Below are 22,934 nucleotides of genomic sequence, written 5' to 3' on the forward strand. Positions count from 1 at the left end.
CGCGTCGCTTCGCCGCGACGCTGCTGAGCGTTTTTCCGCTCGCCCGACGAATCAGCGACAACGACATAGGAAGGAATACTGATGAAAAGCTTGAAGAAACTTCACGTCCAGGTATTGATCGGGCTGACGTGCGCGATCGTACTGGGCCTGCTGGCGCCCAAGGCAGCGATCGCGATGAAGCCGTTCGGGCAGGGGTTCATCGCGCTGTTGAAGATGATGCTCGCGCCGATCATCTTCTGCACGCTGGTCCAGGGAATGGCCCACGTGAAGGACCTCCGGATGCTCGGTCGAATGGGCGTGAAATCGCTCGTCTACTTCGAGGTGGTCAGCACGATCGCGATGGTGCTCGGCTTCGTGATGGTCAACGTGTTCCCGCCGGGCGCGGGCCTCCATGCCGCGAACATCGCCGAGAGCGCCGAAGCGCTGAAGACGACGTCGAACGCGGGCGAGATCTCCGCCGTCACGTATCTGCTGAGCCTCATTCCGCATACGCTCGTCGATGCGTTCGCGAAAGGCGACATCGTGCAGGTGCTGATCATCTCGATCCTGGCCGGGCTCGCGTTGAACGTATCGGTCGGCGCCGATTCGGTGCTGCTGCGCGGCATCGACGAGACGCAAAAGGTGCTGTTCCGGATGCTCGCGTTCATCATGCGGCTCGCGCCGCTCGGCGCATTCGGCGCGATGGCGGCCGCGGTCGGCAGTTACGGCGGCGTGACGCTGCTGTACCTGCTCAAGGTCATCGTTCTCTACTACGCGACGTCCGCGATCTTCGTGTTCGGCGTGCTCGGCGCGATCAGCTGGTCGATCGGTCTGCCATTCGCCGGCGTCATGCGGCTGATTCGCGACGAACTGCTGCTGACGCTCGGGACGGCGTCGAGCGAAGTGGTGTTTCCCCGCCTCGTCGAAAAGATGAAGCGTGCCGGCTGCGACGAGGTCGTGGTCGGGTTCGTGCTGCCGGCCGGCTACAGCTTCAATCTCGACGGCACCGCGATCTATATGGCGATCGCGATCGGCTTCATCGCCCAGGCGACCGATACGCCGTTCTCGCTCTGGCAGCAGCTCGGCCTGCTTGCGATTCTGAGCCTGACGTCCAAGGGCGGCACGACGGTGGCCGGCGGCGCGTTCGTCAAGCTTGCCGCGACGCTGCAGTCGGTCCGCTCGCTGCCGCTCGCCGGGCTCGGCCTGCTGTTCGGCATCGACCGGATCATGGCGACCGCGACCGCGCTCGTGAACGTGGTCGGCAACACGATGGCGGTATTCGCGATCGCCCGCTGGGAAGGGCTCTTCGATGCCGCCGCGTTCAACCGCGAAACCGGGCGCACCGCGCGCCGTTCGATGCTGCGCTCGCGCACCGTGGCCGCCGCTGCCGAGGCGCGGACCGAACGGTCCGGCGCGGCCGCCGAAGCCAACTGAATTCCGTCGAGGTGATTTCATTCATGGACCGTATTGCACCGCTCGCCCCCGAGCACCTGTCCGACGAACAGCGCCACGTGTACGACGCCATCGCCAGCGGGCCCCGCAAGGGCGTGCGCGGCCCGCTGGCCGTCTGGCTGCATCGCCCCAGGCTTGCCAGTTGCGCGCAGGCCCTCGGCCAGTACTGCCGGTATGACAGCAGCGTGCCGCCGCGGCTCTCCGAGCTGGTCATCCTGTCGATGGGGCGCCACTGGCTCGCCGAATACGAATGGGCCGCGCACAAGCCGTTCGCGCTGGAGGCCGGGCTGTCGATCGACGTGATCGATGCGATTCGCGACGGCGTCGAGCCGCCGTTCGTGTGCGACGACGAGAAGCTCGTCCACGCGTTCGTGACGCAACTGCACGAACGGCACGCGATCGACGACGCACTGTATGCGGCGCTCGTCGACACGCTCGGCGAAGGCGCAGTCGTGGATCTCGTCGGCATTGCCGGTTACTACACGCTGATCTCGATGACGATCAAGGTTTTCAACGTGCCGCCGCCGGCCGGCATCGCACCCGAACTTCCCGTAACACACGGTTGAACACACCCATCATGAACGACACCTCCCTCCATGAAGCAGGCGCGGGCCGCCTGCAAGGCAAGATCGCGATCGTCACCGGCGCGGGCTGCGTCGGGCCCGGCTGGGGCAACGGCCGCGCCGTGGCCGCATTGTTCGCCGCCGCGGGCGCGAAGATCTTTGCGGTGGACATCAACATGGACGCGATGGCCGAGACGGTCCGTCGCGTCACCGAGCTCGGCGGCGACATCACCGCGCACACGTGCGACGTCACGAACAGCGCGGCCGTCGCGGCGATGGTCGACGCCTGCCGAGAAACCTACGGGCGCGTGGACATCCTCGTCAACAACGTCGGTGGGTCGGCCGCGGGCGGGCCGGTCGCGCTGTCCGAGGACGCATGGGACAAGCAGGTCGCGTTCAACCTGAAGAGCGTCTACCTGACCTGCAAGCACGTGCTGCCCGTCATGGAGCAGCAGGGCGCCGGCGCGATCGTCAACACCGCGTCGACCTCCGGCATCCGCTGGACCGGCTCCGCGCAGGTCGCGTACGCCGCGTGCAAGGCCGGCGTGATCCAGCTGTCGAAGGTGGTGGCCGTCGAGTATGCGAAGAAAGGCATCCGCGTGAACACGGTCGTGCCGGGGCAACTGCATACGCCGATGGTCGAGGCGCGTCTCGCCGGGCAACGTTCCGGCGGCGATATCGACAAGCTGCTCGAAAGCCGGCTCGCGCGCATTCCGCTCGGCTTCATGGGCGACGGCCGCGACACGGCGAACGCCGCGCTGTTCCTGGCCTCCGACGAAGCCCGCTTCATCACCGGTACGGAAATCGTCGTGGACGGTGGCATGACCGCACGGTGCGACTGATGGCGGACGTTCGACAGGGCCGCGCGGCACGCAGCGTATGGGATTGCCACACGCACGTCTACGGGCCGTGGGACCAGTTTCCGGTGCCGGCCGACGCGGCGTACCAGCCCGCCGAGGCGCCGATGACGCGCCTACTCGCGCTGCACGAGCGGCTCGGCGTCACGCACGGCGTGATCGTCCAGGCCGCGTGCTATCGGCACGATCACACCGCGTTGCTGGCGGCGATCGCCGCGACCGGCGGTGTTTATCGCGGCGTCGCGCTGGTCGACGACACGATGGACGACGGCACGTTGCACACGCTGCATGAAGGCGGTGTACGCGGCATCCGATTCAACTTCATGGGGCATCTGCCGGGCGAGCGCGACACGGACACGCTGCTGCGCACGGCGGAACGCGTAGCGGCGCTCGGCTGGCACGTGCTGCTGCACGGCCGGCTGGCGGAACTGCTGCCGGTGCTCGATACGTGGGCCGGGGTCGACATTCCGATGGTGATCGACCACATGGCGCGCCCGTCGCTGCACACACCATGGAGCGACGACGAACGCAACGCGTTGCTCGCGCGTCTCCGCGATCCGTACCGCTGGATCAAGTTGTCCGGCGTGGATCGATTCGCCGGCGGCGACGCGCGCGCATGGCCCGATGCGCGGCCGCTCGCGTGCCGGCTGCTCGATGCCGCGCCGGACCGGTCGATCTGGGGAACGGACTGGCCGCATCCGAACATCGAAGGCGCACCGCCGGACGACGTCGCGCTGCTGGCGTTCGTTCGCGGCCTGTGCCGCGACGACGCGCTTGCGGATGCGGTGCTGGCCGGCAATCCGCTGCGGCTCTACGGCTGAGCCGAAGCAGACGACGATCGCTGCCCGACGGAAATACGAAGACTTGCAGTGAACCTCGAGGAGGAGACATGAAGGAAAAAACGAGCAGGCGGGCCTGGCCGGCCGTCGCGGCATGGATAACGCTGTGCGCGGCGTCGCCCGGTGCACATGCCGACGACATTCACGTGCTGGCGACCGGTGCGCTGCACGGCGTGTTCGAGCAACTGGTGCCGTTGTTCGAAAAATCGTCGGGGCATCGTCTCGAGATCGCGTGGGGGCCGTCATACGGCACGTCGCCCGAGGCATTGCCGATGCGTTTGCGCAGCGGCGAGCCGGTCGATATCTGTTTCATGATCAAGCCGGCCCTTCAGCAGGAAGTCGACGCCGGCCGGTTCGAGCGGACCTCGCTGTCGGACATCGCCGCCAGCGGAATCGGCGTCGCGGTGCGCAAGGGGCTCGCCGTGCCCGACGTCGGGTCCGACGATGCGCTGCGTCGCGCGTTGCTGTCCGCCCGATCGGTCGCGTTCTCCGAAGGGGCGAGCGGCACCTACATCGTCGGCACGCTGTTCGAGCGGCTCGGCATCGCCGAACAGATGAAATCGAAGAGCGTGCTGATTCGCGGCAAGGAACTCGTTGGCGCCGCACTCGCGCGCGGCGATGCCGAGCTGGGGCTGCAGCAGATCAGCGAACTGAAGGTGACGCCGGGCATCGACTTCGCGGGGCCGCTGCCCGCCGACGTGCAGAAGACCAGCGTGATTTCATCGGCGATTGCCGTGCATGCGCGGGCCGCCGACGCGTCGCGCGCATTCGCAGCGTTCCTGAAGACGGCGCCCGCTGTGGCGGTGCTCAACGAGACGGGCCTCGACCCGCTCTGACGCACCGAGCCGTATCGACCCATGAGGAGACGATGAAAACGAACAAGATCCTGACGCGGCTTGCACTGGCCGCCGCGTTGGCGGCATCGGGTGCCGCCTGTACCACGCAACCTGTCGATGCGAATGCGGTTCAACGCACGCTCGTATCGAAAGGCGATGTGCAGATCGAAACGCTCGCGCAAGGACGCGGGCCGGTGATCGTGATCCTGCCGTCGCTGGCGCGCGGCGCGGAAGATTACGACGAAGTCGCGCGCCTGCTCGCGCACGACGGATTCCGCGTATTGCGACCGCAACCGAGAGGCATCGGCCGCAGTACGGGGCCGCTGACCGGTCTCGACCTGCATGCGTTCGCAGCGGACATTGCGCTCGTGCTCGATCGCGAGCACACGGGGTCCGTCGTGATCGTCGGGCATGCATGGGGCAGCCAGCCCGCGCGCATGCTCGCGGTCGACCGCCCCGATCTCGTGCGCGGCCTCGTGATGGCCGCGGCTTCGGCCGGCAAGCTACCGCCGGGGTCGACCGAGAAGCCATATGGCCGCTTGCGTGACGCGATCGATGGCGCGGGCGACCCCCGGGTGCCGGACGCGCAGCGGCTGACCTACCTCCGCCAGGCGTTCTTCGCGCCGGGGCACGATCCGAGCGCATGGCTGACCGGATGGTATCCGGCGGTGCACGCGGCGCAGGCGCATGCGCGCAACGTCACGCCGATCGACGCGTATTTCGGCGGGGGGACGGTGCCGATGCTCGATCTGCAGGCGCAGTACGACGCGGTCGTCGTGCCGAACGTGTTCAAGCCGTGGCTGGGCGATCGCGTGACCGCGCAGGTCCTCGCCGATGCGGGGCACGCGATGGCGCCCGAGCAGCCGCGCGCGATGAGCGATGCGATCGCAGCGTTTGCACGCAAGGTCTACCGCACGAATTGATCATCATCGGCAGGCGTCGGAACAAGCGAATGGATTCTTCAATCAATCAGGATATCAAAACATGAAAACATCGAAGCGCGGCATCGTCGCCGCATGTCTGTTGTGGTGGGCGGCGTCCGCCTTTGCATCGGCGACCCCGGCCTCGGCCACGGTCGACCGGGAAATCGTCCGGCATGGCGATGTGCAGATCGAGGTACTGCGCGAGGGGCAGGGCCCGTTGATCGTGATTCTGCCGTCGCTCGGCCGCTCGGGCAGGGACTACGACGCCGTCGCCGCCCGGCTCGTGGCCGACGGTTTTCGCGTGCTGCGCCCGGAGCCGCGCGGCATCGGGCAGAGCAAGGGGCCGATGGACAACCTGTCGGTCCACGATTTCGCGGCGGACGTCGCGACGGTGATCGAGAACGAACATCGCGGCCCGGCGATCGTCGTCGGCCACGCGTGGGGGAATTTTCCCGCGCGCATGCTGGCCGTCGACCGACCCGATCTCGTGCGCGGCGTCGTGCTCGCGGCTGCGTCCGCCGGCAAGGTGCCGCCCGGCTCGACGGAGAAGCCGATCAGCGCCGAGATCCGGCAGGCGATCGACGGCGCCGGCGACCTGTCGCTGCCGGAAGCGAAGCGGATCGAATACCTGAAGAAGGCGTTCTTCGCACCGGGCAACGATCCGCGGGTCTGGCTGGACGGCTGGCATGCCGCCACGCACGACGCCGAATCGCATGCGCGCGAGACCACGCCGGTCGATGCATATTTCGCGGCCGGCACCGCGCCGATCCTCGACCTGCAGGCCGAACACGACGCCGTCGCACCGCGCCGGTTTTCGAACGTATTGAAATCGATGCTCGGCGACCGCGTGACGATCGTGCGGATTCCGGATGCCGGCCACGCGCTCGCACCTGAACAGCCGGTCGCCATGGCCGACGCCATCGCCGCGTTTGCCCGGAAGCTCGCGAGCCCGCAATGAGCGTACGTCGACGGCGGTTCGATCGAGCTGCCGTTTCGATGTCGTTTACCGGAAGTACCTCGCATACGCTCAAGGAATCCATCGACATGACCATGACTTCCCCGGCGATCTCCGGGTCCACGCGCCGATTTTCCCCACCGCCGCTGGCCGAACCACGCCGGCCGCTCTTGCGTCTGCCGGCAAACAGCTGCGACGCGCATTGCCATGTGTTCGGGCCGTTCGACCGCTATCCGTTGCCCGACGACCGCAGCTTCGATCCGTCCGCCGCGCCGGAAACGGCGTTGCGGCACCTGCACGAGCGCCTCGGCTTCTCGCGCGCCGTGATCGTACAGAGCCAGGGGCACGGGTTCGATCATCGCGCGATGCTCGACGCGTTGCGCGCCGCAGCGGGGCGGTACAAGGGCGTCGCACTCGTTCGGCCGGGCGATCCGGACGCGCTCCTTACGGAGTACGCAGCGAACGGGGTGTGCGGCGCCCGGTTCAACTTCCTCGCGCATCTTGGCGGCCGCCCGGATCTGGAGGCGGTCAGGACCGTCGCCGCCCGTATCCGGCCGCTCGGCTGGCACTTGGCGATTCACGTGGCCGGGCGGGACATCATCGAATTTTCGCCGTTCATCCGTTCGCTCGACTTGCCGGTGGTCATCGACCACATGGCGCGGGTCGACATCGACGAAGGGGCGGACAGCCTGTCGGTGCGCGCGTTGTGTGCGTTGCTCGATACGGGAAACGTATGGGTCAAGCTGTCGGGCGCTGACCGGATGTCGAAAACCGGCGCGCCGTTCGACGACACGCTGGTCGTCGCACGCCGCTTCGCCGAGCATGCGCCCGAACGCGTGCTGTGGGGCAGCGACTGGCCGCACGTGAACCTCGGCCATCCGATGCCGGACGACGGCGACCTCGTCGATCTGATCGCGCGAATCGTGCCGGACGACGCACGCCGCATCCAGATGCTGGTCGACAATCCCGCCCACTTCTTCGGATTCAGGTGAACCCATGGCATCGACGCTCTCCATTGCGCACGACCAGCCGGATGTGACGAACGACGCCGCGCTTCAGCGCGCGTTGCGCAAGAACCTGGTTCGCCTTGTCCCGCTGCTGGCGATCGGCTACTTCTTCAATTACATCGACCGGACCAACATCGGCTTCGCGGCGCTGACGATGAACCGCGATCTCGGCCTGACCGGCAGCCAGTTCGGCATGGCGGCCGGGCTGTTCTTCGTCGGGTACTGCGTGCTCGAGGTGCCGAGCAATCTCGCGCTCTACCGGTTCGGCGCGCGGCGCTGGCTGGCCCGGATCATGATCAGCTGGGGGCTGCTGTCGGCCGCGTGCGCGTTCATCCAAGGGCCGACCAGCTTCTACGTGCTGCGCGTGCTGACCGGGGCGGCCGAAGCCGGTTTCTTTCCCGGCGTGCTGTTCTATCTGTCGTGCTGGTTCCCGAAAGCGTGGCGCGTGCGAGTGCTCGCGTGGTTTCTGGTGGCGATCCCGCTGTCGTCGGTGGTCGGCGGCGTGCTGGCGGCGTTCATCATGCAGCTGGACGGAACCGGCGGGCTCAAGGGCTGGCAATGGCTGTTCGTTATCGAAGGGTTGCCGGCGTGCGTGCTCGGCCTGCTGACCCTGTGGTTTCTGCGTGACCGACCCGAGCAGGCGGAATGGCTGACGCGCGAAGAATCCGCAGCGCTCGCCGATGTCCTGGCGCGCGAATCGGCGGCGTTGCCGAAACGGCATTTCGGCGCCGTGCTCCGCGACGTGCGCGTCTGGATCATGGTCGGCATTCTGTTCTGCTACTGGATCGGCATCAACGGGATCGCGATCTGGCTGCCGCTGATGCTCAAGGGGCACGGACTGTCGGCGTTTGCGGTCGGGCTGCTGTCGGGTGTGCCGTATCTCGTCGCGGCGGTCGTCATGATCGCGTGGGCGCGGCTGATGGAGCGTCACGGGCGGCACCTGCTGCATCTCGCGCTCGCATGCGTGGTATCGGCGGCGGGCTTGATATTCGCGGTCGCGTTTGCGTCGCTGCTGCCCGCGCTCGTCGGCATGGTGTTCGCGGTGATCGGGCTGAGCGCGGCCCGGCCGGCGTTCTACAGCCTGCCGTCACGGTATCTGACGGGCGTCGCGGCCGCGGGCGGCATGGCGTTCATCAATTCGATGGGCAGCCTCGGCGGCTACGTCGGCCCGTGGATGGTCGGCGCGCTGAAGGACGCGACGCATTCGTATGCGCCGGGCATGCTCGCGATGTCGGTGTCGCTCGCGTTGGCCGCATTGTTGACGTGGGGCCTGGCGATTTATACACGGTATGCCGCGCCGGTGGAAGACATCGGTGACTGAGGCTTGGAGTACAAGCATGTACGACCGACGACGTGGTTCACACGAGCGATATTCGACGTGTAACCATGAGGAATGGCGCCGACGATAATCTCGCGACGTTCGCTAAACATGCCCACGTGGGACACCTAACACGTGAACATCGACCTTGGCGTGCCCGCCTGCAGGCGGGCGTCTGAGCGATTTCATACGCTGCCGTATTCGGCACTCTGCCCTGGATGCCGAATACAGCTGGCTAGCGCGTGGAAAGTACTGCATCCAGCTCCGTCAGCAGTCGGTCGGCGTCGTTTGCTCCAAACACCAGCGGCGGCCGGATTTTCAGCACGCTCGCGTCCGGTCCGGTTGCCGAAATCAGTACGCGACGCTGGCGCAAGCCATTGACGATCTTGAGTGCGGTCGCGATGTCTGTGTCCTTTTTAGCGCGGTCGCGTACGATTTCGACGCCGAAATACAGGCCGGTGCCGCGCACGTCGCCAATGCATTCGTATTTTCTTGCCAGCATGTTCAATCCCTCCAGCATGATCGCGCCGACCCGTTGCACGTTGTCCAGCACGTGTTCGTCGCGCAACACGTCGAGCGTGGCCTGCGCGGCGGCGATGGCCACCGAATTGCCGCCGAACGTGTTGAAGTAGCGCATGTCCTGGCCGAATCCGGCGACGATCTCGGGGCGCACGACCAGGCCGGCCACCGGATAGCCGTTGCCCATCGGTTTGCCGAGCGTGACGATGTCGGGCTCGACCGAGTGACGCTCGTGCCCCCACATATGCGTACCACTGCGCCCGAACCCCGACTGCACCTCATCCGCGATAAACAGGCCGCCGGCGCGGCGTACGACTTCGGCTACCGGTGCGAGCACGTCGGTCGGGTAGGCGAACACGCCATCCGACGAGAAGAACGAGTCGGCGATGAACGCCGCCAGGCCGCCGCCGTGGCGGCGGATGTCCTCGATCTGCAACGCGACCTGCTCGGCCATGCGCTGGCCGATCTCGGACAGAGGCACACGGTAGGAATCCGGAGCAGGCACCGTTCGCACATAGGGGCCGAGCAGGGCCTTGCGGCCGAGCGACGGGGAAAATCCCGAGGTGAGATGCGAGTTGCCGTGATACGCCTCGCTGGTCACAATGACGCCGGCCTTACCGGTGTAGTGCATTGCGATGCGCATGGCCAGATCGTTCGCTTCGGATCCCGTGCAGGTAAACATCATCTGACCGTCGCGAATCGACGTGTTGAACGTCGCGCGCAGCGCATCGGCATAGTCGAGGATCGGCTCCTGCATGTAGCGGGTGTGCGTACAGAGCGTCGAGAGCTGACGCGCAATGGCGTCGACGATGCGCGGATTGGCATGCCCGACGCAGACGACATTGTTGTAAGCATCGAGATAGTCGTTGCCTTGATCGTCGTACAGATAGACCTTCTCGCCACGCACAATCTTCACTGGCTCGGCATAGAACAGTCGATAAGACGGGCTGAGCAGCCGCAGCCGGCGAGCGATGTGCGTCTGCGTGGCGGCGTCGAGATGAGAGATCGCCGACGGATTGAAGCCGTTCGGCATGTCGCCGCGCAGTGCGTCGGGGGTTTTGCTCGTATCAGCGGCGTTGGCCGGCGCCGTCGGTTTCGATGTCGTGTTCATAGGTCAATCGGGGCAGGTGAGGTGAGCGGGCGAAGGGAAATCAGAGCAAGGCACGCGAAACGGTTTCGTGGTCGCGCTGCATGAACCAGCGCAGATGCTCCCATCCGGGGCGAGTGAAACGCAGGATGTAGGCTTCGTTTTCCGGAAACAGCGTCGCACGCCATGAGGTCAGCAACGCGCGCGCCGCGACGCGCGCCATGGCCAGATGCGGAATCAGGACCAGTTCGTCGACGCTCAATTGAGCGTGCGCGAGATAGCCATGCAGGAGCTCACGCGCCTGAGTGAACAGATCGTGCGGCGCGTCGGCGTCGAAGTCGAGCGGAAACTGGTTCATTACCGCGGTGGCGACGTCGATGGCGACCGCGGTGTGCACGGTGTCCCCGAAGTCGATGATCCCGTTGACGAACCGCGGGCCGCCAGGATTTGCGACGATGTTCGAGCGGTTGAAGTCGTTATGTACGACCTGCGTGCGACAGCCCCGCAATGCGGGCTCGATCGTCGCAAAGCGGGTGAATGCCTGCTCGATCAGCGAGCGATGCAACGGGTCGGCGATATGGGCCTGCAATCCTGCTAGGCTCGACAAGTGCTTGACGTCCCACGCGAGTACCCGGCGCTCGTTTGGATGACGAAAGCTGGCGAGGGCCAGTTGCAACTGCGCCAGAACTTCGCCGATCTCGTAATAATTGACCATGGCGGAATGCAGCTTGTCGAGCGGCATACCGTCGAGAAAGCTGTAGAGCCTCGCCGTCCGATGCGGATGGGCCGGTAACGCGAGCGGTAAGACAAACTGCCCCTCTGTACCAGGTATCACGCGCGGCACCGGCAACTGCGGGGCGACCGCGCCGACGTGCCGCATCGCGGCGACCTGCAGGTCAAGCTCTTCAGCCGTCTCACCGGGGTTGGAGACTTTGAGTACGTACCGCGCGCCATCACGAGCATCGATGCGAAAGGTGTCGTCCTTCTCGGTCGAGAATCTCGTTGCTGATCCGTCAATGCCGTACATGCGGTGTGTGATAGCGATCGCGTCCGATTCGTCCAGACGCGTGAAGCCCACCGACAGGCCGCTACCCGGCAGTGTATCGGCGGCAGCCGGGGCTGCACGGTTCGTGCCGCCGGCAACAGGGGACGTGGACAACAGCAACTCCGAGTTTGAGAAGTGGACGACAGTAGTGCGGAACATGGTTGTCGAGCGATCAGCCTGCAGAACGGCATCATTGGAGCAGCGCGATGCGGGCCCACGGCAATCGTCGGAGCCGGGGTGGCGTGATCGGCTCACAAGCCGAGATGCTCGGCCAATTCGATGATGCTCCTGACGGGCGTGTAGCCGTATTCCGGCGCTTCCGGCTCATGGCCGCGCAGCACATGGGCCTTATGGACGATACCGAGGTCGTGTGCGGTCATCAGGTCGTAACGCGGGCTGGACGAGACGTGCAGGATTTCGTGCGGCTGCACATTGAGCTTCCTGAACATGTATTCGAATCCTTGCATCCGCGGCTTGTAAGCGCCGGCGTCTTCCGCGGTGATGACCGCATGAAACGGCGCGCCGAGCTTCTCGATGTTGCTCATGATCTGCGAGTTGTCCGCGTTGCTCAGACCGACCAGCCTGTATTTCTTCGCAAGGCGCGCGAGCCCTTCCGGCACGTCCGGATGCGGTCCCCACGACGGCACAGCCAGATAGAACTGTTCGGCCTCGCGTTCGACGAAGGTCACGCCGGTGCGTTCGCACGTGCGGCGCACCGAATTGACGACGACGTCGTGAAAGGGTTTCCATGCACCAAGCACTTCGTCGCGACGATAGGCGGCGAAGAGCTTCACGAAGTTTTCCATCGCGTCGCCGTGAAGACGATTGCCGTAGATTTCCCGAGCCGTCTCGGCCATTCGGAAGTGGACGAGGGTGCCGTAGCAATCGAAAGTTATGAACTTCGGCTCGAAGTCGATCATGTCGTCAGTCTCGATGAGTAGCGAATCCCTCTGAGGGACCCTTGAACGGAGACGGTGCCGCGCGCCCGTTCGGACAGGCGTCGATGGCAACGTCGGTACGTGAAATTTAAGCAGGAGCGACTGTGCTATTCAGCCGAATTTCTCGGCGCAAAAAACAAGATTTGACGCGTTTTCGAGTGGGCCAGCGGCAGCTTCTGCGGTGTGGGACGTGCGATGCCAAACAGCGGGGACAGACCGCAAGATGACGGTATTTTCGTTCGAACGGTTGGGATACTATTCGTCTTGGCGGCAGCTTGAAGACACGCGTTCAGAGTTAACCGTACGGAACGACGGCAGGGCGGAAATGAAAGCGGATTGCACACTTGACCGGCTGGACTTGCGCATTCTGGCCGAGTTGCAGAGTGACGGTCGCATGACCAACGTGGAGCTGGCCGACGCCGTCGGGCTTTCGGCCAGCCCGTGCCTGACGCGCGTCAAGCGGCTCGAGAACGCGGGATTCATTACGGGCTACGGCGCAACAGTGCGGATCGAGAAGATCGGCGGGTTTCAAATCGTGTTTGCCAAGATCACGCTCACCGACCATCGTCGTGACGACTTCGTGCGTTTTATTGACGCCATCGCCGATATCGACGAGATCATGGAGTGCCATCACGCTACGGGGGGCTACGATTATCTGCTCAAGGTCGTTACGCGCGACGTCGACCACTTCCGTGACGTGATGGAGGGGCTGTTGAAACGTGATATCGGCATCGAAAAATATGTCAGCCACGTGGTCATTGCGTCGCCATTCGTAAAGAGCAGCTTTCGTCTCGATGCAATTTCTCCTGTGGAATGAGATCGTGTGACTCGGCGCTCGAGACGAGTCGACCCGCGTGGCTGCATGCCGGACGAATTCGGTGCGAATGTCGTTCGCTCGATTCGGCAGACGGAATGTCATGCCGGAATCAGCCCCCTGCAAGATTGCCTGCGCCAGAAGTCATCTTGGTACGAAGTCGTGTGCCGCTGCGACAGCTGTTGAAGGAAGTCGTAAAAATGGCTGGGATGTCTTCTGCTAGGACCACGTAACAGGCCGAGGCGTGCCTTTCTAGCTTGGTTCCTCATTGCCGAATCCAGCTTATCGCGGAGATCAAGCAATTGGGCGAGCTCAGGGGCGAACTGCGGCCAAGCTATCGTTTTTCCCACCCCACCTTCACGACCTGCCTCAGTTTGCGCACGTTCAGCGTCGCAAGCAGGCTGCGTGTGAGGCAGACCCGTTGCCCGCGACGCTCGGCCACCCATGTTCGGACAAGGAAGTCCGTGCGCTGGGGCGCATCCTTGATTTCAGCCCGAAAGGTCAAGGCGCCCAGCCCGTTACCGTTATCGAGCAGCGGCTGGGGCAGCAGCTCGCCACAAGAGTGCGTAGCGGTGGGGTGTCACGGCAGATTGGCAGGCGACGATCGAAGCCTTCTTAGTGATACCAATGGCTGTAGAAATATTTGCCAGAACCGGCTTAGGCCCCTGCCACGTTCGCACAGATCTCTGAGCAGAAATCCAGGAAAGCTTCGACCGCTGCAGGCGCCAGCCGGCGCGATGGACGGGTGACATACAACGGGTAAGTTTCGCCTGGCCACTCCGGGAATAACTCGATCAACGACCCGTCGGCGATCAGATGCGCGACATTGAGGGCAAGCACCTGAGCAATGCCGGCGCCGTTCACACAGGCTTGAACCATGAAATCTACATCGGTCGTAGTCAAATGGCCGCGGGTATCGACCGGCAGTACTTCCCGTCCGCGATGGAATTCCCATGAGAACGGCCTGCCACGACGCGGATCGATGTATTGGATGCACTCGTGATCGAGGAGCTTTTCCGGTCGCTTGGGCCGGCCACGCCGCGCCAGATATTCCGGGGACGCCACGGTCAGTACGCGCGTCTGGAGCAGCAGTCGTGATGTCATGGTTGACGGCGGCTGCGGCCCGAAGCGCACCGCAACATCGATGCCCTCGGTCACCAAATCGCCAACGTCCGGTTGCTGCACGATCGTCAGCTCAAGACTCGGATGGCGTTCGCGCAGGAGGGGGAGTTTCGGCGCCAGGACATAGCGGGCAAAGATCGGGTTCAAGCTGACCCGCAATGCTCCGCGCACTGAGACGGCGGCACCCGAAACATAGCTGGCCGCCTCCTCGATGCCCTCGAGGTGCGGTACAGCGCGTTCATATAGGCTCTTGCCCTCGCTCGTGAGGTGCAGGGTGCGCGTCGTGCGATTCAGCAAACGCACGCCGAGCCTTTCCTCCAACCGGTCTATCGATCTGCTCACGCCAGAGGCCGACAGTCCCAACACTGCGCCTGCGCGGCTGAAGCTGCCGGCCTCGACTACCGCGGCCAGCACACTCATTCCGGACAGCAATCGTCCGTCGAAATTCATCACACCTCCATCTTTGAGTTTTAGCAAAGATAATGTGAATGAATCTACCTTTATCAAAGATGGCGCGCAACCTATCGTGTGAACCGTGACGTTACGAACCGCGGTTTTCCTTGGGACAACACCCACCGAGCGGACCTCGTGGCGACTGGTCCACCGCAACTTCCAAGGAGCATTCCATGACTGCGCAGCGCACTCTTTTCAAAGGCGGCACCATCCTGACGCTGGATGCCAAGGTTCCCAATCTCGCCGTGGGCGACGTCCTGGTCCAGGACGGTCGCATCGCCGCGGTCGGCGCTGCCTTGCAAGCGGATGATGCCCAAGTCATTGACGCCGCGGGCCATATCGTCATGCCGGGCCTGGTCGATGCCCATCATCACATGTGGCTCGGCGTGATGCGCCGCATGATGCCGAACGTGGACGATCTGTTCGCCTACATCGATGTGGTTGCCGAGCAGCTGGGCGCGCACTACCGCCCGCTGGACATGTATCTGAGCACGCAGCTCACGGCCGCCGCCTCGCTGGATGCCGGCATTACCACGATCATCGATGCCAGCCACAATTCGCGCAGCCCGGAGCACACGGATGCCGCGCTCGATGCCCTCGCAACGACCGGCATCCGTGCATTGCACATGGTCGGCGCGGCGATGGACAAAAAAGCCTCCGCCGCGCACTTGCCGGGCGACCTGCAACGGCTCGCGCACAATTGGAACAACGCAGGCAGCCTCGTGCGCGTGGGCCTGTTCGGCCAGCTCAATCTGGACTGGTGGAAGGTCGCACGCGAACTGGATATGCGCATCCTGACCGAGTTCATCGGTGATCTGGCGAAGCTTGGCCCGGAATTCGCGAAGCCGGGCGTGCTGGGCACGCACAACATCTTCAATCACTGCACGCGCGTTCCGCAGGAGACATGGAAGCTGCTGGCCGATGCAGGCGTGAACGTCACGGTCAACCCGCGTTCGGACGCACTGTTCGGCTTCGACGACGAAACCTTCGCCTATCAGCAGGCCGTGGACCACGGCCTGACCCCGGCGCTGGGAATCGACCTCGATACGGCATTCGGCAGCGACATGTTCGGAGAGATGCACGCGCTGTTCGGACAACAGCGTTCGGCCATGCGCTACCGGCGTTTCCGTGGCGAAGCCGCCGCGCCTACGCCGATTTCCGTCGAAGCGGTGCTGAAGGCTGCAACGGTCAATGGCGCTCGCGCGGCCGGGCTGGAAGACCAGATCGGCACCCTGACGCCGGGCAAGCAGGCCGACATCATCATGGTCCGTACCAACGGGGTGGCCGTTTTCCCGGTGACCAACGCAGTCGGGACGATTGTGCAGGCTGTCGAGCGGGCTGACGTGGACACCGTGATGGTGGCCGGCCAACTGCGCAAGCGTGCAGGCCAACTGATCGGCGTCGACCTGGCCAAGCTCAACGCAGATGTCACGGCCTCGCGTGACTACCTGATCGAAGCCAGCGGCTATCGCACGGATCTCTTCGCCGCAGCCTGACGACAGGGGGCCACCCGGCGCGCCGGGCCTTCCGCCTCGTTTTCATGCTCATCTCACTGGAGGCTTCCATGCAGGCTTTCGTCAACAAGCGGGCAGTGCAGGCCGACACGGCGCCTGTACTCCTGTCGCGCCCGGCAACGGGCATCATTGCCGCGCTGTTCTGCGGCTATCTGGCAGTTAGCCTGCCATTGCCGGTCATTCCGCTGTTCGTTCACGGCCATCTTGGCTTCAGCAACCTGGTCGTGGGCCTGGTGATCGGCGTTCAGTTCGTCGCGACCGTGCTCACTCGCGGCTACTCCGGACGGGTGGTCGACCATCAAGGCGGCAAGCGTTCCGCGCTACAAGGCGCTGTCATTTCCGCGTTGGCGGGGTTCCTGTATCTGGTGGCGTCCGTGCCCGGCTTGTCGCCCACCACGAGCCTGGGCATCGTGGTGGCCGGTCGTCTCATGGCCGGCTTCGGTGAAAGCCAGTTCGTCACGGGTTGCGTGTCCTGGGCGATTGCGTCGGTTGGGCCTCAGCGCGCCGGCATGTCGATGTCCTGGACCGGCATCGCGATGTTCGCCGCCCTGTCCATCGGTGCACCCGTCGGCATGGCGCTGTATCAAAGGCATGGCTTGGCGGCCGCGATGATCGCCTGCATCGTGGCGCCGGTTCTTGCCGCGCTGATCACATTACGCTCAACCGCGTATTTGTCCCCCGGCGGTGTGCGACTGCCGTTCTATCGCGTGGTCAATCGGATCTGGCGGGAAGGGCTTGGACTGATGCTGCAGGGCGTAGGACTGTCCGGCCTCACGGCGTTCGCTTCGTTGTACTTCGCGGCGCGCCACTGGGGCAATGCAGGGCTGGTGATGACGGCATTCGGCATCGGCTTCATCTTTGTTCGAGTCGTGCTGGGGCATCTGCCTGATCGCTTGGGCGGCTATCGTGTCGCGGCGTGGTCGCTGGCGGGCGAAGCCATCGGACAGGCGATGTTGTGGCTTGGGCCGAACGAGTGGACCGCACTTGCCGGCGCACTGGTGACGGGCCTCGGTTGCGCGCTGGTTTTCCCGGCCTTGGGTGTCGAAGCACTCAAGCGCGTACCGCCGGCCAATCGCGGCAGCGCGATGGGCGCCTTCGTGGCCTTTCTCGACATCGCCTACGGCATTTCAGGGCCAGCCGCCGGCCTGATTGCCGGGCAATTCGGTTATGCCGCCGTCTATTTGTTCGGCGCTGCCTGCGCGCTGCTAGGTGTCCTGCTCGTGGCCGCTTCTCGCAGCCGGCAAACTTGAATCAGCGCCGCATGGGCAGCGCCCAGCGGCTCATCTCAGGAGAAACAACATGTCTCGCATCTTCATTTCCGGTTCGTCCACTGGCCTCGGCCTGATGGCTGCCGAACTGCTGGTACAACAAGGGCACAAGGTTGTGCTGCACGCGCGCAATGCCGACCGCGCAGAAGACACACGGCGCGCATTGCCCCAAGCGGAGGCGGTTGTCGTCGGTGATGTGGAAACGATTGCTGGCGCCAAAAACGTCGCGGAGCAGGTCAACGCCCTGGGTCACTTCGACGCCGTAATCCATAACGCCGCGGTCGGTTACCGTGAAGGGCATCGCGTCACGAGCGACGGCCTGCCGCACGTCTTCGCGATCAACACGCTGTCGGCCTACATACTCACCGCACTGATCCAACGTCCGCGGCGTCTCGTCTATCTGAGTTCCGGCATGCATCACCATGCGCAGGCCAACCTGGACGATGTCCTTTGGCGCAAGCGCCGTTGGAACGGCTCAGAAGCCTATGCCGAGAGCAAGCTGCATGACGCCATGCTGGCTTTTTCGGTTGCGCGTCGATGGACGGACGTGCGAGTCAACAGTTTGGAACCCGGTTGGGTTCCAACCAAGATGGGCGGACCAGGTGCACCTGACGACATGGACCAGGCTCATCGAACCCAGGTCTGGCTTGCCGCCGGCGACGATCCCCGAGCCGACGTGACAGGCGAGTACTTCTATCACATGAAGCGCATGGCAGCGAATCCTCAGGCACGAGATGCTGTTTTACAGGACCAGCTCCTACGCATGTGCGAGGAACTGTCGGGCGTCGCACTTCCGCAGTAATTAGCGAGCGACCACTGCCGCGCGCATCGCTCACGCTGAACCGCCCGGGTTTTGTGAAGGCTCGGATTCTTGAGAGAATCGAGCCATGATGAACAAGAAGGCAACCAAGTTTTCCCCTCAAGTTCGATCCGGCGCGGTTCAGTAATTGAAACAGCCAAGTCTTCTCAAAATCACATTCTGTTTGAATGAAGCGACGGGGCAGAACGAAGATTCAGCAAAACTCCCGCGACGGGGTCGGTAGGGCGCCGAGCAACTCGGTCCTGTCGACGAGCTTGCTCGCGATCACGTGTCGCACTTTCCCTTCAGCCTGCCACACGCCGCAGACCGCGAGCAGCGCGGCGCCGAGCGCTTCCTTCAAACATCTCCAGCAAGCCCGGCCAGAGGATCACGTTGACCTGGCCCGTCTCATCCTCGAGCGTCATGAACAGCACGCCGTTTGCCGTTCCTGGCCGCTGCCGTACTGTGCGACCTGCATTTGCACTCACAAGCGCACATACATCTGGTGCGCGCGATCTCGCTAAGAACGACTGACTGGAACGCCTACTTCAACGCCGCCGTTTCCATGCTCGCATTTTCAACATTCGATGATGCGCAGACGATGCTCACGCGGGGCGCAGCGGCCCCGCGCAGTCCCTCATCAAGTACGTCGACAAGAAAGCAATAGCGACGCTCGAAGGTTTGATAATGCTGATCATCGACGCATGCTGTTACTTAGCCCAACAAATTGCGGTGCTACTTCCCCGCTATCAGGCAGCCAGAGCAGTTCGCCTTGAGCAACGGAGAAAGGCGGCATCTGAGCAGGAATAGACTCGTGGTCAATGAACCTTCACGGCGCGCTGGCTTCGTCGATCCGGCGGATGTCGTCCTGATCGAGCGTGACGCGGATCGCTTCGCCGAGCAGCGCGAGCTGCGCGAGCGACGTCGCGCTCGCGATCGGCGCGGTGATCGTCGGCCGCGCGATCTGCCATGCGAGCGCGATCGCGGCCGGCTGCGTGCCGTGCTTCGCGGACACGGCGTCGAGCGCCGCGAGGATGCGCAGGCCGCGTTCGTTCAGATAGCCGGCGACGCGATCGCCGCGCACGCTCTTCTTCAGGTCGGCCTCGCTGCGGTATTTGCCCGACAGGAACCCGCTCGCGAGCGCGTAGTAGTTGACGACGCCGAGCTTCAGGTCGCGCACGACCGGTTCGAGATCGCGTTCGTAGTCGGCGCGGTTGAGCAGGTTGTACTCGGGCTGAATGACCTGATAGGCGGGCAGCCCGTCGCGCGCGCTGATGGCGGCGGCTTCGCGCAGGCGTGCGCCGCTGTAGTTCGATGCGCCGATGATGCGCACCTTGCCCGCGTCGATCAGCGTTTGATAGGCGCCGAGCGTTTCTTCGAGCGGGGCCGTGTCGGCCAGGTCGCGGTGCGAGAAATACAGATCGATGTAGTCGGTCTGCAGGCGGCGCAGCGAATCGTCGACGGCCTTCAGGATATTGTCTTTCGACAGCCCCGCGCGCGTGCCGAGCAGGCCGACCTTGGTCGCGATCACGACCTGCTCGCGCTTGCCGGAGCGCTTCAGCCACTTGCCGATGATCGTTTCCGATTCGCCGCCGTGGTTGCCGGGCGCCCAGGCGGAATAGACGTCGGCCGTGTCGATGAAGTTGATGCCGGTGTCGGCGAGCGCGTCGAGCAACGCGAACGATGCGTTCTCGTCGACGGTCCAGCCGAAGACGTTGCCGCCGAACGCGAGCGGCGAAACCTGGATGCTGGATGTACCGAGGGTGCGATGTGCCATGTTCCTCTCCGATAACTGCGGGTAACGGGATTGAACTGCGGGATGGGTCGAGGCGATCGCGGCGGGATGGCAGGATGCGTGGTGCGGTTCCGCCGTGGTCGCGGGACACTGGACATTCTCGCCGATCGTTTCGATTCGTGCAGGCGCAGTAACGCCGTGATGATGGACGGCTTGCGGCAGATGGCGGAGACCGTGTCCGCTGCGTGCGTACTCCGTGCGGCTGCGTTGGATCGGGAGCGAATTTTTGCGGCGACGTGCGCGACGGGAATCACGCAGGTTGCGCCGGCGTGGCGCCGACGCGGAGGGAAAGCCGGGCGGCAGGCGGCCGCCCGTGCGCAGACGGGTTTTCGGTCAGCGTAACTGCACCGCCGCGAGGAACAGCACCATGCCGCCGATCGCGCCATCCAGCACGCGCCACGCGACCGCCTTGCGGAACCACGGCGCCAGCAATCGCGCGCCATAGCCGAGCCCGAGGAACCACACGATGCTGACCGTCATCGCGCCGATCGCGAACGCGAGCCGCGCGCCTTCCGGCTCGCGCGCGCCAGCCGTGCCGATCAGCAGGAACGTGTCGAGATACACGTGCGGATTGAGCCACGTGAACGCGAGCGTCATCAGCACGATCGCGAGCGCGCCCTGCGGCGGCGGCGCGACCGCGTCGCCGCGCACGTCGAGCGTGTCGTGGCTCGGCTTGAACGCACGGCGCAGCGCGTTGATGCCGAACCACGCGAGATACGCGAGGCCGACGTACAGCACCGCATGGACGAAAGTCGGATAGCGCTCGACAAGCACCGAAGCGCCACCGACCCCCGCGCCGATCAGGATCATGTCGGACACCGCGCACAGCAGCACGATCTTGCCGACGTGCGAGCGCATGATGCCCTGGCGCAGCACGAACGCGTTCTGCGCGCCGATGGTGACGATGAGCGACGCGCACAGTGCGGCGCCGTGGGAAAAAGCGAGCCAGTTCATGAGGGGGACAGCCGTGGAAGCAGTAGACGAATGAATCGGGTAGCGCTAGTCTGCGGTCAGCACAGGAATAAGAGAAGCTAAATCACCTAATGCAGATTAAGGAAATCTAATGCTCGACTACGCGTTGCTCGATGCCCTCGCGGCCGTGATCCGGCACGGTTCGTTCGAGCGGGCGGCCAAGGAGCTGAACGTCACGCCGTCGGCTGTGTCGCAGCGCGTGAAGCTGCTGGAGGAACGGGTCGGCAGCGTGCTCGTCAAGCGTGGGCAGCCGTGTGTCGCGACCACGTCGGGCGCGTTGCTGTGCCGGCATACCGAACGCGTGCAGCTGCTGGAAGCCGAACTGGGCGGCCGGATGCCCGCATTGCCGGGCCAGATCGCGAGCGCGTGGCCGACGTTGCGCGTGGCCGTCAACGACGACAGCGTCGCGACGTGGTTCATCGACGCGGTCGGGCCGTTCTGCACCGCGCGCGAGACGCTGCTCGATCTCGTGATCGACGATCAGGATTACACGGCCTCGCGCATCCGCGACGGCAGCGTGCAGGGCGCGGTGACCGCGCAGGCCGAGCCGATCCAGGGATGCCGGTCGGAGCGGCTCGGGAGGATCCGCTATCGCGCGGTGTGCTCGCCGGCGTTTTATGCACGCTATTTCGACGCCGGGATCACGCGTGATGCGCTGCGCCGCGCGCCGTGCGTGATGTTCAATCCGAAGGATGGGTTGCAGGCGCGTTTCATCCGGCGCGTGACGCGTGCGGATCTCGATCCGCCGCAGCACTGGATACCGCACGTCGCAGGCTATCTACGCGCATGCGAAACGGGATTGGGATGGGGGATGTGCCCGGACCGGATGGTCGACCGCCAGCTGGCGGCGGGTGAATTGATCGACATGTCGCGCGGACGAACCATCGACATCGATCTGTACTGGCAGAGCTGGCGTTTGTCGATCGGCTGGCTCGACGATTTCAGCGCCGCGCTGAAGGCGCGCGCCGCGCTGTTTCTCGATTGACCGGCGACGTGATGCAGGCGGCGCGCGCGACGTGCGCGCCGTGCGGTGTCAGACGTGCTGCAGGCCGTCGAAGTCGACGATCTGCACGTGACGGCCCTGCATTTCGATCAGGCCGCGCTTCTGGAATTTCGACAGCGTGCGGCTGACCGTTTCGAGCGTCATGCCGAGATAGCTGCCGATGTCCTCGCGCGTCATTCGCAGGTTGAATTCCGACGGCGAGTAGCCGCGCTTCAGGTAGCGCGACGACACGTCGAGCAGGAAAGCGGCGACGCGCTCTTCTGCATTCAGCGAACCGAGCAGCATCGTTTGCGATGTTTCGCGCACGATCTGTTCGCTCATCAGCTTGTGCATGCGCAATTGCATCGAGCCGGCTTCCGAACACAGCGCCTTGAGCGCGCTGTACGGAATCACGCAGACCGAGCTGTCTTCCAGCGCGACCGCGGTGCGCGGGTGCGTATCGTCGCAGATGCCGTCGAGGCCGAGCGCTTCGCCGGCGAGATGCAGGCCCGTGACCTGTTCGCGGCCGTCATGGCGCGTCGCGACGGTTTTCAGCGAACCCGAGCGCACTGCGTACAGGTTGTCGAATGCGTCGCCTTCGCGGAACAGCGCTTCGCCGCGCTTGACCGGGCGTGCCGCGCAGATGACCGACTCGAGGCGGCTGAGCGCTTCGGGCGCCAGACCCTGCGGCATGCACAGGTGCCGCATCGCGCACGACGAGCAGTGTGCGGCCTGGCGGGGAGCCCAGCTACCGGTATGGGGCACGGCGGCGGGGCGGGTGGCGACGGGCGTCAGCATGATCGTTTACTCCAGCGTTGGATCGACGAAATCATTGTCCCACCGCAAGTTGCCGCTGTCGGGTGACAAAACGTCGCGACCGGCCGCGCGTGCCGAACG

At 64.6% G+C, this 22,934-nt stretch carries 21 protein-coding genes and 1 pseudogene; 14 read left to right on the forward strand and 8 right to left on the reverse strand.

Translation table 11 applies throughout. The features are described from left to right. The first annotated feature begins 81 nt into the window (after positions 1 to 81). From CFB49_RS28695 to CFB49_RS28735, 9 genes are all read left to right on the forward strand, one after another. Entirely contained in the window at positions 82 to 1,413 is a 1,332-nt protein-coding gene (locus tag CFB49_RS28695) for a cation:dicarboxylate symporter family transporter (protein WP_089493000.1), read from the forward strand. Between the two features lie 23 nt (positions 1,414 to 1,436). Next, entirely contained in the window at positions 1,437 to 1,997 is a 561-nt protein-coding gene (locus CFB49_RS28700) for a carboxymuconolactone decarboxylase family protein (RefSeq protein ID WP_089493001.1), read from the forward strand. An 11-nt stretch (positions 1,998 to 2,008) separates the two neighbouring features. After that, positions 2,009 to 2,836: an SDR family NAD(P)-dependent oxidoreductase gene (locus CFB49_RS28705; protein WP_069616887.1), complete on the forward strand. Its 828-nt coding sequence runs from the start codon at positions 2,009 to 2,011 to the stop codon at positions 2,834 to 2,836. Then, on the forward strand, positions 2,836 to 3,672 hold the full coding sequence (locus tag CFB49_RS28710) for an amidohydrolase family protein (RefSeq protein WP_089493002.1): 837 nt from the start codon (positions 2,836 to 2,838) through the stop codon (positions 3,670 to 3,672). The genes CFB49_RS28705 and CFB49_RS28710 overlap by 1 nt, the downstream gene beginning before the upstream one ends. Before the next feature lie 68 nt (positions 3,673 to 3,740). Continuing rightward, positions 3,741 to 4,526, forward strand: coding sequence for a substrate-binding domain-containing protein (locus CFB49_RS28715; protein ID WP_089493003.1), 786 nt, complete (start codon positions 3,741 to 3,743; stop codon positions 4,524 to 4,526). Between the two features lie 32 nt (positions 4,527 to 4,558). After that, positions 4,559 to 5,449: an alpha/beta fold hydrolase gene (locus CFB49_RS28720; protein ID WP_089493004.1), complete on the forward strand. Its 891-nt coding sequence runs from the start codon at positions 4,559 to 4,561 to the stop codon at positions 5,447 to 5,449. A gap of 61 nt (positions 5,450 to 5,510) precedes the next feature. Next, positions 5,511 to 6,407 (forward strand): alpha/beta fold hydrolase, encoded by an 897-nt coding sequence (locus CFB49_RS28725; protein ID WP_069621789.1) that lies wholly within the window; start codon positions 5,511 to 5,513, stop codon positions 6,405 to 6,407. Between the two features lie 86 nt (positions 6,408 to 6,493). Next, positions 6,494 to 7,396, forward strand: coding sequence for an amidohydrolase family protein (locus CFB49_RS28730; RefSeq protein ID WP_249190365.1), 903 nt, complete (start codon positions 6,494 to 6,496; stop codon positions 7,394 to 7,396). Between the two features lie 4 nt (positions 7,397 to 7,400). Continuing rightward, positions 7,401 to 8,732, forward strand: a complete 1,332-nt coding sequence (locus CFB49_RS28735; protein ID WP_089493005.1) for an MFS transporter — start codon at positions 7,401 to 7,403, stop codon at positions 8,730 to 8,732. Positions 8,733 to 8,964: 232 nt separating this feature from the next. On the opposite strand, the gene CFB49_RS28740 is transcribed toward CFB49_RS28735, so the two are convergent. From CFB49_RS28740 to CFB49_RS28750, 3 genes are all read right to left on the reverse strand, one after another. Then, entirely contained in the window at positions 8,965 to 10,281 is a 1,317-nt protein-coding gene (locus CFB49_RS28740) for an aminotransferase class III-fold pyridoxal phosphate-dependent enzyme (RefSeq protein ID WP_179234969.1), read from the reverse strand. A gap of 118 nt (positions 10,282 to 10,399) precedes the next feature. After that, positions 10,400 to 11,494, reverse strand: coding sequence for a phosphotransferase (locus CFB49_RS28745; protein WP_179234958.1), 1,095 nt, complete (start codon positions 11,492 to 11,494; stop codon positions 10,400 to 10,402). 137 nt (positions 11,495 to 11,631) lie between these two features. Next, positions 11,632 to 12,300, reverse strand: coding sequence for a haloacid dehalogenase type II (locus CFB49_RS28750; protein ID WP_069621763.1), 669 nt, complete (start codon positions 12,298 to 12,300; stop codon positions 11,632 to 11,634). A gap of 343 nt (positions 12,301 to 12,643) precedes the next feature. Here CFB49_RS28750 and CFB49_RS28755 point away from each other — a divergent pair, with 343 nt between their 5' ends. Next, complete coding sequence (locus CFB49_RS28755; RefSeq protein WP_069621762.1) at positions 12,644 to 13,135, forward strand: Lrp/AsnC family transcriptional regulator; 492 nt, start codon at positions 12,644 to 12,646, stop codon at positions 13,133 to 13,135. Positions 13,136 to 13,789: 654 nt separating this feature from the next. Here the strand turns inward: CFB49_RS28755 and CFB49_RS28760 are convergent. After that, positions 13,790 to 14,704 carry a LysR family transcriptional regulator gene (locus CFB49_RS28760; RefSeq protein ID WP_069621761.1) on the reverse strand — a complete coding sequence of 305 codons (915 nt, stop codon included), beginning with the start codon at positions 14,702 to 14,704 and terminating at the stop codon, positions 13,790 to 13,792. A 176-nt stretch (positions 14,705 to 14,880) separates the two neighbouring features. On the opposite strand from CFB49_RS28760, the gene CFB49_RS28765 reads away from it, so the two are divergent. The 3 genes from CFB49_RS28765 (at position 14,881) to CFB49_RS28775 (ending at position 18,291) form a co-directional block, all read left to right on the forward strand. Continuing rightward, positions 14,881 to 16,203, forward strand: coding sequence for an amidohydrolase family protein (locus CFB49_RS28765; RefSeq protein WP_089493008.1), 1,323 nt, complete (start codon positions 14,881 to 14,883; stop codon positions 16,201 to 16,203). A gap of 68 nt (positions 16,204 to 16,271) precedes the next feature. After that, on the forward strand, positions 16,272 to 17,471 hold the full coding sequence (locus tag CFB49_RS28770) for an arabinose transporter (protein WP_089493146.1): 1,200 nt from the start codon (positions 16,272 to 16,274) through the stop codon (positions 17,469 to 17,471). Between the two features lie 49 nt (positions 17,472 to 17,520). After that, positions 17,521 to 18,291 (forward strand): SDR family NAD(P)-dependent oxidoreductase, encoded by a 771-nt coding sequence (locus tag CFB49_RS28775; RefSeq protein WP_089493009.1) that lies wholly within the window; start codon positions 17,521 to 17,523, stop codon positions 18,289 to 18,291. A 211-nt stretch (positions 18,292 to 18,502) separates the two neighbouring features. Here the strand turns inward: CFB49_RS28775 and CFB49_RS36930 are convergent. The 3 genes and pseudogenes from CFB49_RS36930 to CFB49_RS28795 all read right to left on the reverse strand — a co-directional run. Next, positions 18,503 to 18,755 (reverse strand): annotated as a pseudogene (locus CFB49_RS36930) (hypothetical protein); the annotation flags it as partial. 362 nt (positions 18,756 to 19,117) lie between these two features. Further along, positions 19,118 to 20,065, reverse strand: coding sequence for an aldo/keto reductase (locus CFB49_RS28785; protein ID WP_089437362.1), 948 nt, complete (start codon positions 20,063 to 20,065; stop codon positions 19,118 to 19,120). Positions 20,066 to 20,416: 351 nt separating this feature from the next. Beyond that, positions 20,417 to 21,037 carry a LysE/ArgO family amino acid transporter gene (locus tag CFB49_RS28795; protein ID WP_089493012.1) on the reverse strand — a complete coding sequence of 207 codons (621 nt, stop codon included), beginning with the start codon at positions 21,035 to 21,037 and terminating at the stop codon, positions 20,417 to 20,419. A 109-nt stretch (positions 21,038 to 21,146) separates the two neighbouring features. Between CFB49_RS28795 and CFB49_RS28800 the strand changes: the two genes are divergently transcribed. Continuing rightward, a complete protein-coding gene (locus CFB49_RS28800; RefSeq protein WP_059581311.1) occupies positions 21,147 to 22,040 on the forward strand; it encodes a LysR family transcriptional regulator ArgP in 894 nt (297 codons plus the stop codon). A gap of 48 nt (positions 22,041 to 22,088) precedes the next feature. On the opposite strand, the gene fnr is transcribed toward CFB49_RS28800, so the two are convergent. Further along, positions 22,089 to 22,835, reverse strand: a complete 747-nt coding sequence (gene fnr, locus CFB49_RS28805; RefSeq protein ID WP_069621242.1) for a fumarate/nitrate reduction transcriptional regulator Fnr — start codon at positions 22,833 to 22,835, stop codon at positions 22,089 to 22,091. Between the last annotated feature and the right edge of the window lie 99 nt (positions 22,836 to 22,934).

The organism is Burkholderia sp. AU17457, assembly GCF_002223255.1.
In the GTDB taxonomy this organism is placed as follows: domain Bacteria; phylum Pseudomonadota; class Gammaproteobacteria; order Burkholderiales; family Burkholderiaceae; genus Burkholderia; species Burkholderia sola.